This is a genomic window from Jiella endophytica, from assembly GCF_004519335.1.
Classification (GTDB): domain Bacteria; phylum Pseudomonadota; class Alphaproteobacteria; order Rhizobiales; family Rhizobiaceae; genus Jiella; species Jiella endophytica.
Map to the genome: position 1 here is coordinate 177,920 of NZ_SOZD01000006.1, position 14,893 is coordinate 192,812.

The following is a 14,893-nucleotide window of genomic DNA, read 5'->3' on the forward strand; positions in this document are numbered from 1 at the left end:
CGTGCGGCCTTTCGCCGTTCCGGCGGCATCCATCATCGCCGGAATGCGTCGTGGCCTGTCAGTTCCGGCCGGTGGAGCCGAAGCCGCCCTCGCCCCGCGCCGTGCCGGAGAGGATGTCGACGAGACGGAATTCGGCCCGGGTGACCGGGGCGATCACCGCCTGGGCGATCCTCTCGCCGGGCGCGATCTCGAAATCCGCGTCGCCGAGATTGATCAGGATGACCTTCACCTCGCCGCGATAGTCGCTGTCGACCGTGCCGGGACTGTTGAGCACCGTCACGCCATGTTTCGCGGCGAGGCCCGAGCGCGGCCTGATTTGCATTTCGAAGCCGTCCGGCAGCTCGACAGCAAGGCCTGTCGGCACCAGCGCCCGGGCGCCCGGCTTCAGGACCAGCGGCGTCGCGAGCGCTGCGCAGAGGTCGGCGCCGGCGGCCCCGCTGCTAGCATAGACCGGTAGCGGCGCATCCTGCCCGTGGGCGAGACGGACGACGCCGACCGCGATCCTGCCGTCGTCCTTCATCGTCATGCCGAGCCCTTCCGCCCGAGCCTCGCGGCGATCCAGGCGGCGAGCCGTTTGGCCGCGGCGGATTTTGCCAGCGTCGGCCAGTCTTCGACCCCCTCGGCGGTGACGAGGCGGATGGTGTTGTCCGCCCCGCCCATGACGCCGCCGGCCGGCGAGACGTCATTGGCGAGAATCGCGTCGGCGCCCTTCCTGGCGAGCTTCGAACGGGCGTTTTCCAGGAGGTCGTCGGTCTCGGCGGCAAAGCCGATGACGAGGCCCGGACGCTCGGCATGATGGCCGATGGTCGCGAGGATGTCGGGGTTCTCGGCAAGAGCCAGGGCCGGGGCCCCCTCGCCGGTCTTCTTGATCTTGCGGCTGCTTTCCGTCGCCACACGCCAGTCCGCCACGGCCGCGACGAAGACCGCGACGTCGGCGGGCAGCGCCGCCTCGACCGCCCCAAGCATTTGCCCCGCCGTCTCGACATGGCGAACGACCATGCCGTCCGGATCGGGAAGCGACACGGGACCGGAGACGAGCGTCACGCTTGCGCCGGCATCGCGCAGGGCTTCGGCGATCGCATGGCCCTGCCGGCCGGAGGAGCGGTTGGCGATGTAGCGCACCGGGTCGATCGGCTCGTGGGTCGGCCCTGAGGTGACGATCGCCGAGCGGCCGGCGAGCGGCCTTGCGGGGGGCGCAAGAATCGCCTCGACTTCCGCGACGATCCCCAGCGGCTCGGCCATGCGACCGGTCCCCGCCTCGCCCTTTTCGGCCATCTCGCCCTTGCCCGGCCCGACGAAGCGGACGCCGTCCTCGATCAGCTGCAGATGGTTGCGCCGGGTCGCCGTGTGGCTCCACATCGCCGGGTTCATCGCCGGCGCCATCAGGACGGGCGCGCGGGTGGCAAGCAGGATCGCCCCGGCAAGATCATCGGCGAGCCCGGTCACCAGCCGTGCCATGCGGTCCGCCGTCGCCGGCGCGACGATGACGAGGTCATGCTCGCGGGCAAGCCGGATGTGACCGACATCCTGCTCGTCTTCGCGGTCGAAGAGATCCGAATAGACACGCCTTGCGGCGAGCGCGCCGACGGCAAGCGGCGTGACGAACTCCGCCGCCGCCGCGGTCATCACCGGCGTCACCGCCGCGCCGCGCTCCCTCAGCCGGCGGATGAGGTCGAGCGACTTGTAGGCCGCGATGCCGCCACCGATGACGAGGAGGATGCGCTTGTCGGAAAGCGTGCTCATGGGACCAGCGCCGCCGTGATGTCGGTCAGGGCGAAGTCGTCGCCCTTGAAGAGCAGCGGCACGTCGAGCGAGCGTGCCAGTGCATAGGAAAAGCAGTCGCCGAAATTGAGCTTTGCGGGGCTGCCTGAACCTCGACCGTAGCGCCGCCAGGCATCGGCGGCGATGACGGACTGAGCTTCGGTGAAATCCATGGTCTGCACGTCCATCTCTTTCAGGATTTCATCCAGCCGCCGGGTGCCGTTCGCTCCGAGCTTACCGTGAACGACGATGGCCAGTTCAAGACGGGTGGCGGCAGAGATCGCCGCATCCTCCATGAGCAGGGTTCTGGCGAAATTGGCCGCCTCTTCTTCTGCCGTCACGATCGCAACGAAAGCGGAGCTATCGACCGCGATCACTCGACGAAATTCCAGAGTTCGTCTGTGTAGGCCTTCTGGTCAAAGGGCTCTTTCGGCTTTTCTCCGAGGGAAAGGATCCGCTGCAACCGCCTCTCCTTGTCCTCGTCCCATTCCCGCCGGACCTGTGCTGCTTCCGGCTCTGCGGCGACGGTGGAGATCAGTTCGCGTGCCTCATCCACCACGGAGCGACCATGCGCTTTTGCCAGGCCCTCCAGCCTGCGCATAACGGCATCGTCGAGATGGTCGATCGTCAGGCTCGCCACGGTATCCTCCGGCAGGGCTTGCGACACCGTCGCGATTTCGCTCGGTCTCTATTTAGCCGCGTCCCACGCGCCCGGCAACGCGCCTGCCCTCGCCTCACCCGAAGACCAGAGCCCCAGCGATCGTGACCAGGGCAATGGCGATCACCCAGCGCTCGACATGGCCGAGGATGATGCTCGCCTTGCCGTCCTGGACGAGGTCGTAGAGCGTGTCGTCGTTGAGCCGGATACCGTTCTCGATCAGTTCGGGGAGCTCGCGGCCGAGGATCTCCAGCCCGACGGCGAGCTCCGGCGCCTTGCGCAGAAGCTTCAGCCCGGCCTCGATCCCGTCCCTTGCCTCCTGCAGCTTCGCCGCCGGCCCGAGCTCCGTCATGATGTAGTCGGAGACCACCGGTTCGGCGGCGACCCACATGTTGAACTTCGGATCGAAGGTTCGCGCCACACCCTCGACGACGACCATGGTCTTCTGCAGGAGCACGAGTTCCGGCCGCGTCTGCATCTCGAACAGCTGGGTGACCTCGAAGAGCAACGACAGAAGGTGGCCCATCGAGATCGTCTCGGCCGGCTGGCCGTAGATCGGCTCGCCGATCGCCCGCAGCGCCTGGGCGAAGCTCGCGACGTCCTGAGTGCGCGGCACGTAGCCGGCCTCGAAGTGGATCTCGGCGACGCGGCGGTAGTCGCGCTGGATGAAGCCGTAGAGGATCTCGGCGAGGAAGCGCTTAGAATCCCGCGACAGCCGCCCGACGATGCCGAGATCGACCGCGACGATGGTGCCGTCCGGGGCAACGAACAGATTGCCCTGATGCATGTCGGCATGGAAGAAGCCGTCGCGCATGGCATGGCGCAGGAAAGACTGGACGACGGTGACGCCGATCTTCTTGGTGTCGTGGCCGGCGGCCACCACGCCGGCCACGTCGGACAGCTTGATGCCGTCGATCCACTCCATGGTGATGACGTCGCGGCCGGTCCGCTCCCAGTCGATCGAGGGAACGCGAAACCCCTTGTCGCGGACGATGTTCTCGGCCATCTCCGACGAGGCCGCCGCCTCCAGCCGCAAATCCATCTCGATGCGGGTGGACTGGGTGAGCGTCTCGACGACGGCCACCGGGCGGAGCCTGCGCGAAGCCTCGACGAATTTTTCCAGAAACCTTGCGATGAAGGCGAAGGTCGCGAGCTCGCGGCGGAATCTGGCGCGGATTCCCGGCCGGATCACCTTCACCGCGGCGAAACGCTCGATCCCGTCGCGGTCGCGAACCCGCGCCTTATAGACCTGGGCGATCGAGGCCGCGCCAACCACCTCGCCGAGATCGACGAAGAGGTCGCTGATCGGTCGGCCGAGGGTGGTCTCGATTTCGGCCACCGCCTCTTCGCGCGGGAACGGCGGCACTTTGTCCTGCAGCGATCCGAGCTCGCTGGCGATGTCGGCGCCGACGATGTCGGGCCGCGTCGCCAGGAACTGGCCGAGCTTGACATAGGACGGACCGAGCCGGTGCAGCGCCCGCGACAACCGGTCGGAGCGGGCCTGATGCCTGACCGACTTGCGCTCGATCAGCCGTGCCATGCGGTGGAGCAGCGCCGGCACCGGCGGCAACCCCTCGGCGGGAAACGCTCCGACGACGCCTTCACGCGCCAGCACGAAGCCGGCTCTGAGCAGCGCGAAGGTCCCGGTTACTGGATTTGTCACGGATCTCTTTGCTCGGCCCGGTCGGAAAGTGTCGCGACGGTTCGCGAGGCCGCCCCCGTTCTAGTCTCGTCGCATGATCGTTGTGGGACGGTGGATCCCATTCTGCCGGTCATGCCCTCAGAGCTTCCAGCCCGAATGGATGGCCGCGATCCCGCCGGAGAGGTTGCGGTAGCTCACCCGCTCGAAGCCGGCCTGGCGGATCGCCGCGGCGAAATTCGTCTGGTTGGGGAAGCGGCGGATCGATTCGACGAGATACTCGTAAGACTCCCGGTCCCGCGCGACCATCTCGCCGATCCGCGGGATCGCCTGGAACGACCACGCATCGTAGACGCGGTCGAGAATCGGCATGTCGACCTCGGAAAATTCCAGGCACAGGAACCGCCCGCCGGGCTTCAGCACCCGGTAGGCCTCCTCCAGCGCCTTGCCGATCTTCGGCACGTTGCGGATGCCGAAGGCGATCGTATAGGCGTCGAAATGGCCGTCCGGAAGCGGCAGTTCCTCGGCATTGCCTTCGAGAAAGGCGAGATTGTCGGAGAGCTTTCGCTTGATCGCCCGCTCCGCGCCGACGCCGAGCATCGACGCGTTGATGTCGACGACGGTGCCCTTACCCCGCCGCCGCGTCGCCTCGACGATCCGGAAGGCGACGTCGCCGGTGCCGCCGGCGACGTCGACGAAGCGGTATTCCGGCCGGTGCGGCGGGCTCAGCCAGGCGACCATCGCCGCCTTCCAGGCCCTGTGCAGGCCGCCGGACATCAGATCGTTCATCAGGTCGTAGCGCTCGGCCACCCGGTGGAACACGGCATTGACGCGCTCCTGCTTCTCGGCCCCGCCGCCGACGGTTTCGAAGCCGTAGGCGGTTTCCATGGCTTCGGCTCCGGCGACGCGCGACTGCGACATGACATTCGACCTTCATTGCAACGCATCGGTCCGATGCGGATATTGCGGGCGCCCGATCGCCTCGCCTCGGCTGCGAGAAAGACGGGCCTAGCGGCTTCTTCGCGCGACGCCAAGAGGCGACCCGCCGGAGCCGACATTCGAGCGAAGGACTTAAGCGAAGATGCCGGAATTACCAGAGGTGGAGACCGTTCGGCGCGGCCTCGAGCCGGTCATGGCGGGCGCCCTGATCGAGCGCGTCGTCGCCGCGCGGCCGGACCTGCGCTTCCCGCTGCCGGAGAACTTTGCCGCGCGCCTTGCCGGCCGGCGGATCGAGGGGCTCGGACGGCGGGCGAAATATCTCCTTGCCGACATCGAGGGCGGCACGGTGCTCGCCATGCATCTCGGCATGTCCGGCTCGTTCCGGATCGAGAGCGACGCCGGCGAAAGCCTTCCCGGGGTCTTCGTCCATCCCCGCTCGAGCGAGCGGCTGCACGACCATGTCCGGTTCGAGCTCGTCGCTGCCGACGGCGCACCCGCCCGGGTGATCTTCAACGATCCGCGCCGCTTCGGCTATATGAGCCTCATCGAACGCGGCGAATTCGCCTCGCACCCGCATTTCCGCAATCTCGGCATCGAGCCGACCGGCAACGTCCTTTCCGGCGAGGCGCTGGCGCCGCACTTCGCCGGCCGGGCGGCGCCGCTGAAGGCGGTGCTTCTCGACCAGTCGCTGATCGCCGGCCTCGGCAACATCTATGTCTGCGAGGCATTGTGGCGGGCAAGGCTGTCGCCGCGCCGCGCCGCCGGCACGCTGGTGACACGCAAGGGGCTTGCCACGAAGCGGCTCGACGAACTCGCCATCCACATCCGCGAGACCATCGCCGACGCCATCGCCGCCGGCGGCTCGTCGCTCAGGGACTATCGCCAGGCCGACGGCTCGCTCGGCTACTTCCAGCATTCCTTCGCCGTCTACGACCGCGAGGACGAGCCCTGCAGGCGGCCGACCTGCCGGGGCATGGTGAAGCGGATCGTCCAGTCCGGCCGCTCCACCTTCTTTTGTCCGGTCTGCCAGCGATAGGGCAAAAAGCGCCTTCGACGCGGCCGCGGGCTGCGCCGACACGCCGTATTGCGTTCGCTGCGCTGATCGTCCAAGCATGGCGAAAATCCGTCGTCGTCCTTACGGCGCGGCAGACCCGGTGGAGCGCCATGACCTACGAAACCATCAAGGTTGAAACGCGCGGGCGCGTCGGCCTCGTCACCTTCAACCGTCCGAAGGCGATGAACGCGCTCAGCCAGCAGATGATGCGCGAGATCGTGCAGGCGCTGCAGGCGTTCCAGATGGACGCCAAGATCGGCGCCGTCGTCCTGACCGGCTCGGAAAAGGCGTTTGCCGCCGGCGCCGACATCAAGGACATGCAGGCGATGGACTATCCCGAAGCCCTCCTGGCCGATCTGTGGGGCGAATGGGAAAATCTCGGCGAATTCCGCAAGCCGACCATCGCCGCGGTCGCCGGCTATGCTCTCGGCGGCGGCTGCGAGGTGGCGCTGATGTGCGACATCGTGATTGCCGCCGACAACGCGAAATTCGGCCAGCCGGAGATCACCCTCGGGGTGATTCCTGGCATGGGCGGCACCCAGCGCCTCGCCCGCTCGATCGGCAAGGCCAAGACCATGGATCTGTGCCTCACCGGCCGGCTGATGGACGTCCAGGAGGCCGAGCGCTGCGGCCTCGTTGCGAGGATCGTGCCGGCGACGGATCTGCTCGAGGAAGCTTTACGGACTGCCGACAAGATCGCCAATTTCTCGCTGCCGGCGGTGATGCTCGCCAAGGAGGCGGTCAATCGCGCCTTCGAGGTGCCGCTTTCGGAGGGGCTGCGATTCGAGCGTCGGGTGTTCCATTCGCTGTTTGCCACCGAAGACCAGAGCGAGGGCATGGAAGCCTTCGTCCAGAAGCGCTCGCCGCAGTTCAAGAACCGCTGACGCAGGCTGGTCCGCCGCCGATCGCGGCATTGCCGGCGCAGAGTGGAATGCCGGCCGAAATCCGTCGATCACAAGCCGTATCTGCTGGTTGACGTCATCAAGACCTGTCCGTATAAGACGCGCCACTTGACGGCGTCTTTCGGGCGCCGTCCGTTTTTTTGCGCTGCCGCGTCCTTCACTTGAACGATTGCCGGCGCTGCGTGGTCCGGTCAGGAAAGAGAGACGAATATGGCCAACACTCCTTCGGCCAAGAAGGCGACGCGCAAGATCGCTCGCCGCACGGCCATCAACGGCGCCCGCCGCTCGCGGGTGCGCACCTTCCTTCGCAAGGTCGAGGAAGCGATCGCGTCCGGCGACAAGGATGCTGCAGTGGCAGCCTTCCGCGCCGCCGAGCCCGAGATGCGCCGCGCCGCTTCCAAGGGGGTGTTCCACCGCAACACCGTGTCGCGGAAGATCTCGCGCCTTTCGCACCGCGTCAAAGCCATTGGCGAAGCCTGAAAATCACCTCCACTGGCTGTATCGGAGCCCGGCTAACGGCCGGGCTTTTTTGATTCCGCTATCGACCGATTACGAATCCGTTGAGCAAAGGCGGCGAATTGTCGCCATCGCACGCCGATTCCCGGCCTCTCGGAAAACCCTATATCCGTCAATGACTTGGGCGAGGTCACTGAATGGCTAGTTGTTGCCGGCTAACCATTTTTGCGCAAGTCATTGAGTCAAGTCCCGTGTCACAAAATCTGCAAAATTAAATATTTCGGGTCTGCATTAAGGGGTTGCGCATTGCACAAACCGCTTGGTGCCAAGGGCTTGCAACGAGGCTCGTCGGAAACGCTGATGACCGAGTCGCCACATGCCCTCTCCAAGCGCCCCGAAATCGACTCGACTCGGCTTGCCCCGCCCCTCCGGGTCTCGTAAATTCTTTTCCGCGACAAGAGCGGAGTAGACAAAGTGTGGGGACAAGCGGACTTATCCAAAGCTTCCAGGCAAGCTGCGATGTGTCCGTCTGCGGTTCCCTCTACGACAGTCTATTAGCTTTAGCGTCTCAATCATAAAACCAGCGACAGAAGACTACTGGCCTTATCATGGGCCGGTACAATACTTCTGCTTTATTTTCTGACGGGAAGGTGCAATGGCGCAAGGCTACGAAGGCGACGTGACCGCCCAGCAATGCTGGTCGGCACTGTCGGACGACCCCTCGGCTGTGCTCGTCGATGTCAGGACGGCAGCCGAGTGGACCTATGTCGGCATCCCCGACCTCTCGCCGGTCGGCAAGACGCCGGTCCTCGCCGAGTGGCAGTCCTTCCCCTCCATGGCGGTCGATCCGCACTTCGCCGAACGGGTGGCGGGTGCGCTGGCCGAGGGCTCGCACGATGCGTCGAGCCGGGTCTTCCTGCTCTGCCGTTCCGGCGTGCGGTCGATCGCGGCCGCGAGAGCCCTCACCGCAGCGGGCTACGAGCACTGCTTCAATGTCCTCGACGGCTTCGAGGGGCCGCCGGACGAGAACGGCCATCGCGGAACCAGGGCCGGCTGGAAAGCGGAGGATCTCCCATGGCTACAGAGATGAACCATGCGGGGCCGGCAGCGGCAGGCAGGACGAGGATCGAGGTTTCCGGCGGATCCGCCGGAAAGGCGAAGAACAGCGGCGATTACGGGGCAGACATGACGGTTGGTGACGAGGATCGGGCCGAGGTGATCGAGCGCGTCAAGATGCGCCTCAAGGCCCAGCTCGGCCAGGACATTTTCATGAGCTGGTTCCAGCGCATGAAGCTCGACAGCCTCGGCAAGGGCGTCTGTCAGGTGTCGGTGCCGACCGCCTTCCTGCGGTCCTGGATCCAGTCGCACTATCAGGAGCTCTTGACCGAGATCTTCGCCGACGAGGTGCCGGGCAACCTGCGCGTCGACATCGCCGTTCGCTCGGCCGTGCGGGGCGGCGGCGTCACCATCCGCTCCAGCCGCATCGGCGGCAGGGCCGAAAGCACCGCGCCGCTGGTCGCCGGCGAGGCGCGCATGGTCGAGAAGGCCGCAATGGTGGAACAGCCGCGTTCCGCCGAGACGCCGCTCGCCATCTCGGGCTCGCCGGAATTCGGCTCGCCGCTCGATTCGCGCTACGTCTTCGACAGCTTCGTCGAGGGCTCGTCGAACCGCGTCGCGCTCGCCGCCGCCAAATCGGTGGCCGAGAACGGCCCGGGCTCGGTGCGCTTCAATCCGCTGTTCATCCACGCCGCCGTCGGCCTCGGCAAGACCCATCTCCTGCAGGCGATCGCCAATGCGGCGGTGCGCCGGCCGGACCAGCCGCGGGTCGTCTATCTGACGGCGGAATATTTCATGTGGCGCTTTGCCACCGCCATCCGCGACAACCGCGCCCTCGACCTGAAGGAGACGCTGCGCGGTATCGACATCCTGATCATCGACGACACCCAGTTCCTCCAGGGCAAGTCGATCCAGCAGGAATTCTGCCATCTCCTCAACGCGCTGATCGATTCGGCCAAGCAGGTGATCTGCGCCGCAGACCGGCCGGCGGCCGATCTCGAATCCCTCGATCCGCGGGTGCGCTCGCGGCTTGCCAACGGCATCACGCTGGAAATCGGCGTGCCGGACTATCCGATGCGCAAGGCGATCCTCGAGACCCGCGCCAGCGCCATGCGCGGCGAGGACTCGACCTTCGCCATGCCCGACCACATGATCGACACGATCGCCCGCCGCGTCGTCGGCTCGGGCCGCGACCTCGAAGGCGCCTTCAACCAGATCGCCTTTCGCCATTCCCTCGGCCAGCCCCTGTCGGCCGAGCATCTCGAAGACCTCCTCAACCAGCTGACCCGGGCGAATGTCGAGCGCCGGGTCCGCATCGAGGACATCCTGAAATTCGTCTCCCGGCACTACAACGTGACCCGGACCGACATCCTTTCCTCGCGCCGCACCAAGACCATCGTGCGACCCCGGCAGATCGCCATGTATCTCGCCAAGACGATGACGCCGCGCTCGCTGCCCGAGATCGGCCGGCGCTTCGGCGGCCGCGATCACACGACGGTGCTCCACGCGGTGCGCAAGATCGAGGGCGAACGCTCGCGGGACGAGACGTTCTCCAACGAGCTCGATCTCATCCGCCGGATGATCGAGGAATAGGCGTTTTCCCGCCTCGCCCAGGCACCGCTTGAATTGCCGCCCGCTCGATGCTCCGATTGGAGCCTCGCCGGGCTGCGCCGCTCTTTTCAAGCCGGCAGCTTACCCTTAAGAACATTGGTCCCGGACGCCACGTCTTCGCGCCGGGACATAATGGAACGGCAGATCTCATGCGTATCATCATCGAGCGTTCGAACCTTCTGAAGTCGCTGTCGCACGTTCACCGCGTCGTCGAACGACGCAACACGATTCCGATCCTGTCGAACGTTCTGGTCCGCACCGAGGACACCGGCATGCGGCTGAAGGCGACCGACCTCGACATCGAGATCACCGAGAACGTCCCGGCGATGGGCGAGGAGGCCGGCGCGACGACGGTTCCGGCGCATCTTCTCTACGACATCGTCCGCAAGCTGCCGGAAGGCTCCGAGGTCAAGCTGCAGACCAATGGCGAGGGAACGCAGATGAGCGTTTCCTCCGGCCGCTCGAACTTCCGCCTGCAGTGCCTGCCAGAGGCCGATTTCCCGGACATCACCGCCGGCAGCCTCAGCCACAGCTTCTCTCTCAAGGCCTCCGAGCTGCTCGGGCTGATCGAGCGCACCCAGTTCGCGATCTCCACCGAGGAGACGCGCTACTATCTGAACGGCATCTACATCCACACCGTCGAGGCCGACGGCGACCTGTCGCTGCGCGCCGTCGCGACCGACGGCCATCGCCTTGCCCGGGCCGAGGTGAAGGCGCCGGCGGGCTCTGAGGGCATGCCGGGCATCATCGTGCCGCGCAAGACCGTCGGCGAGGTGCAGAAGCTGCTGGGCGACTGCGGCGACGACGACACCGTGTCGGTCGAACTCTCCGATTCGAAGATCCGCTTCACCATCGGCGAGGTGGTGATGACCTCCAAGCTGATCGACGGCACTTTCCCGGACTATCAGCGGGTGATCCCGCAGAACAACGACAAGGCCCTCACCCTCGACCGGCAGACCTTCTCGGCCGCCGTCGACCGCGTCTCGACGATTTCATCGGAGCGTGGCCGCGCGGTGAAGCTGTCGATCTCCCCCGCCCAGCTGGTGCTGACGGTGAATTCGCCGGACAGCGGCACCGCGACGGAGGAACTCGCCGTCGACTACGACGCCGAGGACATCGAGATCGGCTTCAACGCCCGCTATCTCCTCGACATCACCAGCCAGCTCTCCGGCGAAAGCGCCGTCTTCATGCTGGCCGATCCCGGCTCGCCGACCTTGATCAGGGACGGAGGCGACGAGACGACGCTCTACGTCCTGATGCCGATGCGGGTGTGAGCGAAGCCTCCAGGACGGCACCGGACAGCGACGCCCCGACGACGCCTTCATCGCCGCCGCCGTCGCGGGTCACGCGGCTGCGCCTCGGCGACTTCCGCAACTATGCGACGCTGGATCTCGCCTTCGACAGCGGCTTCGTCGTCTTTCACGGCGACAATGGCGCCGGCAAGACCAACCTCCTCGAAGCCCTCTCCCTGCTCTCGCCCGGCCGCGGCATCCGCCGCGCGACCTATGGCGAGATGGCGCGGCAGGGCGGCAGCGGCGGCTTCCTGGTGCGGGCCGGCCTTGTCTCGAACGGCAGCGAGGCGCTGATCGAATCGCGGCTTTCCCCGCCAAGCGGCGCGCCGGCCTCGCGCAATCTGAAAATCGACGAGACCGCGGCGAAGACCGCCGACGAGCTGCTCGAGACATGCCGGGTCCTGTGGCTCACCCCGGCGATGGACGGGCTGTTTACCGGCCCTTCCAGCGACCGGCGGCGCTTTCTCGACCGGATGGTGCTCGCCATCGACCCCGGCCACGGCCGGCGGGCCAGCGACTACGAGCGGGCGATGCGCTCGCGCAACCGCCTCCTGTCGGAGGACCGGACGGACGATGTCTGGCTCTCCGGTCTCGAGGCGCAGATGGCCGAACTCGGCGTCGCCATGGCGATTGCCCGCAGCGAGCTCACCCGCATGCTGACCGAAAAGATCGCCTCGGCGGCCAGCGCCAGCCCCTTCCCGCTGGCGAAGCTGGACCTGAACTCCGGCTACGAAGCGGCGGATCTTGCAAGGGCCTCGATCGAAACCGAGGAAGAGGTGCGCGCCGGGCTGAAGCGGTCGCGCGGCCTCGACCGGGCCAGCGGGCGCACCCGCGAGGGCGCTCACCGGGCGGACCTTTCGGTGTTCTTCCAGGCCAAGGACATGCCGGCGGCGCTCGCATCGACCGGCGAGCAGAAGGCGCTGCTGATCGGCCTGGTGCTGGCCCATGCGCAGCTGGTCGCCCAGCTCTCCGGCCACGCACCGATCCTGCTGCTCGACGAGGTTGCCGCCCATCTCGACCCCGGCCGGCGCGAGGCGCTTTACGACCTCGTCGCCTCGCTCGGCGTCCAGGCCTTCATGACCGGTACCGACGCCCAGTTGTTCGAGGCACTGACCGGCCGGGCGGACATGATCGAGGTTGCCGCCAGGAGCGGAGGATGACGACATGAGCGAGACGCCACTCCAGAGCGAAGAGATCGAGCGCTATGCCCGCCACATCGTGCTGCCGGAAGTCGGTGGCCCGGGCCAGCAGAAGCTGAAGCGCGCCCGCGTCCTCGTCATCGGCGCCGGCGGCCTCGGCTCGCCGGTGGCCCTCTATCTTGCCGCTGCCGGCGTCGGGACGATCGGCATGGCCGACGACGACCAGGTGTCGCTGTCGAACCTGCAGCGGCAGGTGATCCACGGCACCGCCGATGTCGGCCGCGACAAGCTGGAAAGCGCCGCGAGCCGGATCGTCGGAATCAATCCGCATGTCTCCTTCGTCCCGCATCCGCTTCGGATCGACGAAGAGAACGGCGCGGCCATCGTCGGCGGCTACGATCTCGTCATCGACGGCTCGGACAATTTTTCCACCCGCTATCTGATGGCCGATCTCTGCGAGGCTGCAAGGATCCCGCTCGTCACGGCGGCCGTCCAGCGCTTTTCCGGATCGCTCACCGTGCTCGCGCCGCATCTGACCGACGCCGAGGGCCGTTTGAACCCGCGCTATCGCGACCTCTTTCCCGAGGCCCCGCCGCCCGGCGTCGTGCCGAGCTGCGCCGAGGCCGGGATCCTCGGCACCACCACCGGCGCCCTCGGGACGCTCGCCGCCAACGAAGCGATCAAGCTGATCTGCGGCCTCGGCGAGCCGCTGATCGGCCGGCTGTTGATGGTCGACCTGCTGGCACCGCGCTTCGAGACGATCCGCTACCGGCGACCGAAATCCGCATAGGGCCAAAGCTCCGGCCGGATTTGAAATCCTGCCTTGCGACCAAGATCTTCAGCCGAATTGCTGATCTCGTTTGGCAATCGTTTGCCGAAGCCGCGAGACCTCACCGCGTCACTCCGCCGGCAGCGCGCCATTCGCCTCGTCGGTCGCCGGCGCCACCTCCTCGGTGCCAACCGGGATCAGCAGCGACAACAGGATCGCCGACAGGCCAGACAGGGTGATCGGCGTCGCGAAGACCTGGCGGATGAAGTCCGGCAGCTGTTTCGTCGCGTCGGGAACCAGCGTCACGCCGAGGCCGAGGCCGAAGGACACGGCCATGATGTAGGCCTTGCGCCGGTCGATCTCCTCGGTGGCGAGGATGCGGATGCCGGCGACGGCGATGGTGCCGAAGAGCACGAGCGTCGCGCCGCCGAGCACCGGCTTCGGCAGAATCAGGAAGGCGCTGCCGATGATCGGGAAGAAACCGAGCACCACCAGGATGCCGGCGATGTAGTAGCCGACGTGGCGGCTGGCGACGCCGGTCATCTGGATGACGCCGTTGTTCTGGGAAAAGGTGGTGTTCGGAAAGGTGTTGAACGCGGCGGCAAGGCCGGAATTGATGCCGTCGGCGAGAACCCCGCCCTTGATGCGCGCAAGGTAGAGGTCGCCCTTCACAGGCTCGCCCGCGATGACCGAATTGGCGGTGAGGTCGCCGGTCGTCTCGATGGCGGTGATCAGATAGATGAAGGCGATCGGCAGGAACAGCGCGATGTCGAAGTCGATCCCGTAGCGAAACGGGATCGGCACGGCCAGGAGCGCTCCCGAGCCGAAGCTCGAAAAGTCGACCTTGCCGAGTACGAGGGCGAGGAGCAGGCCGGCGACGAGGCCGAGCATGATCGCCGAGATCCGGATCATCGGGTTGGCGTGGAACGACAGGACGAGAATCACCGCGACGACGAAGATGCCGAGGAAAAGGTTCATCGGATCGCCGAGGCTCTCGCCGGCATTGGCGCCGCCGGCAAAGTCGGTGAAGCCGACCTTCACCAGCGACAGGCCGATGACGGTGATGACGATGCCGGTCACCGTCGGGGTGATGATCCGGCCGAGCTTGCCGATGAATTGCGACAGCACGACCTCGACCAGGCAGCCGACGAGGCAGAGGCCGAAGATCATCGCCAGGATGTCTTCCGGCGAGCCGCCCCTCCCCTTCACCGCGAGCCCTGCCGCCAGCACGGCGCCGAGAAAGGCGAAGCTCGTGCCCTGCAGGCTGAGGAGGCCGGAGCCGACCGGGCCGATCCGCCGGCACTGGATGAAGGTCGCGACGCCGGAGACGAACAGCGACATGGCAATGAGATAGGGAACCTCCGAGCCGAGGCCGAGGACGCCGCCGATGATCAGCGTCGGCGTGACGATGCCGACGATGGCGGCGAGGATGTGCTGCAGGGCGGCGAGCGCCGAAGCGCCGGGCGGCGGCACGTCGTCGAGGGCGTAGATCAGGGTGCCGACAGGGGTTGCCGTCTTTTCGCTCATTGCGCCTCTCCTTGCGTCATCGCACCGGAGAGCCGAGCGATCCGGCCGCATTTCCCGTGCCTGGCGAAAGATCAAGCAGGAAGCGTACCA

At 66.6% G+C, this 14,893-nt stretch carries 15 protein-coding genes; 8 read left to right on the top strand and 7 right to left on the bottom strand.

Going from position 1 to position 14,893, the window contains the following annotated elements; all coding sequences use genetic code 11:
• Positions 1-58 precede the first annotated feature (58 nt).
• The 6 genes from dut to ubiE all read right to left on the bottom strand — a co-directional run bounded on the left by dut (position 59) and on the right by ubiE (position 4,979).
• Positions 59-526 (bottom strand): dUTP diphosphatase, encoded by a 468-nt coding sequence (dut, locus tag E3C22_RS19160; RefSeq protein ID WP_206026988.1) that lies wholly within the window; start codon positions 524-526, stop codon positions 59-61.
• The gene (coaBC, locus tag E3C22_RS19165; protein ID WP_134763482.1) at positions 523-1,743 is read right to left on the bottom strand and encodes a bifunctional phosphopantothenoylcysteine decarboxylase/phosphopantothenate--cysteine ligase CoaBC; all 1,221 of its coding nucleotides are present in this window, start codon (positions 1,741-1,743) and stop codon (positions 523-525) included. The genes dut and coaBC overlap by 4 nt, the downstream gene beginning before the upstream one ends.
• Positions 1,740-2,138, bottom strand: a complete 399-nt coding sequence (locus tag E3C22_RS19170; protein ID WP_245515075.1) for a type II toxin-antitoxin system VapC family toxin — start codon at positions 2,136-2,138, stop codon at positions 1,740-1,742. The genes coaBC and E3C22_RS19170 overlap by 4 nt, the downstream gene beginning before the upstream one ends.
• The gene (locus E3C22_RS19175) at positions 2,135-2,428 is read right to left on the bottom strand and encodes a FitA-like ribbon-helix-helix domain-containing protein (RefSeq protein WP_167591830.1); all 294 of its coding nucleotides are present in this window, start codon (positions 2,426-2,428) and stop codon (positions 2,135-2,137) included. The genes E3C22_RS19170 and E3C22_RS19175 overlap by 4 nt, the downstream gene beginning before the upstream one ends.
• A gap of 67 nt (positions 2,429-2,495) precedes the next feature.
• Positions 2,496-4,082, bottom strand: coding sequence for a 2-polyprenylphenol 6-hydroxylase (gene ubiB, locus E3C22_RS19180; RefSeq protein ID WP_134763484.1), 1,587 nt, complete (start codon positions 4,080-4,082; stop codon positions 2,496-2,498).
• 117 nt (positions 4,083-4,199) lie between these two features.
• On the bottom strand, positions 4,200-4,979 hold the full coding sequence (gene ubiE, locus E3C22_RS19185; RefSeq protein ID WP_134763485.1) for a bifunctional demethylmenaquinone methyltransferase/2-methoxy-6-polyprenyl-1,4-benzoquinol methylase UbiE: 780 nt from the start codon (positions 4,977-4,979) through the stop codon (positions 4,200-4,202).
• 160 nt (positions 4,980-5,139) lie between these two features.
• Between ubiE and mutM the strand changes: the two genes are divergently transcribed.
• The 8 genes from mutM (at position 5,140) to E3C22_RS19225 (ending at position 13,297) form a co-directional block, all read left to right on the top strand.
• Positions 5,140-6,033, top strand: coding sequence for a bifunctional DNA-formamidopyrimidine glycosylase/DNA-(apurinic or apyrimidinic site) lyase (gene mutM, locus E3C22_RS19190; protein ID WP_134763486.1), 894 nt, complete (start codon positions 5,140-5,142; stop codon positions 6,031-6,033).
• Positions 6,034-6,161: 128 nt separating this feature from the next.
• The gene (locus E3C22_RS19195; protein WP_134763487.1) at positions 6,162-6,935 is read left to right on the top strand and encodes an enoyl-CoA hydratase; all 774 of its coding nucleotides are present in this window, start codon (positions 6,162-6,164) and stop codon (positions 6,933-6,935) included.
• Positions 6,936-7,163: 228 nt separating this feature from the next.
• On the top strand, positions 7,164-7,433 hold the full coding sequence (gene rpsT, locus E3C22_RS19200) for a 30S ribosomal protein S20 (RefSeq protein WP_134763488.1): 270 nt from the start codon (positions 7,164-7,166) through the stop codon (positions 7,431-7,433).
• A 631-nt stretch (positions 7,434-8,064) separates the two neighbouring features.
• Complete coding sequence (locus E3C22_RS19205; RefSeq protein ID WP_134763489.1) at positions 8,065-8,499, top strand: rhodanese-like domain-containing protein; 435 nt, start codon at positions 8,065-8,067, stop codon at positions 8,497-8,499.
• 95 nt (positions 8,500-8,594) lie between these two features.
• Complete coding sequence (dnaA, locus tag E3C22_RS19210) at positions 8,595-10,058, top strand: chromosomal replication initiator protein DnaA (RefSeq protein WP_134763641.1); 1,464 nt, start codon at positions 8,595-8,597, stop codon at positions 10,056-10,058.
• A 167-nt stretch (positions 10,059-10,225) separates the two neighbouring features.
• Entirely contained in the window at positions 10,226-11,350 is a 1,125-nt protein-coding gene (dnaN, locus tag E3C22_RS19215; RefSeq protein ID WP_134763490.1) for a DNA polymerase III subunit beta, read from the top strand.
• Entirely contained in the window at positions 11,347-12,528 is a 1,182-nt protein-coding gene (gene recF / locus E3C22_RS19220; RefSeq protein WP_134763491.1) for a DNA replication/repair protein RecF, read from the top strand. The genes dnaN and recF overlap by 4 nt, the downstream gene beginning before the upstream one ends.
• A 4-nt stretch (positions 12,529-12,532) precedes the next feature.
• Positions 12,533-13,297 carry a HesA/MoeB/ThiF family protein gene (locus E3C22_RS19225; protein ID WP_134763492.1) on the top strand — a complete coding sequence of 255 codons (765 nt, stop codon included), beginning with the start codon at positions 12,533-12,535 and terminating at the stop codon, positions 13,295-13,297.
• 108 nt (positions 13,298-13,405) lie between these two features.
• On the opposite strand, the gene E3C22_RS19230 is transcribed toward E3C22_RS19225, so the two are convergent.
• The gene (locus E3C22_RS19230; protein ID WP_134763493.1) at positions 13,406-14,803 is read right to left on the bottom strand and encodes a nucleobase:cation symporter-2 family protein; all 1,398 of its coding nucleotides are present in this window, start codon (positions 14,801-14,803) and stop codon (positions 13,406-13,408) included.
• Positions 14,804-14,893: the final 90 nt, after the last annotated feature.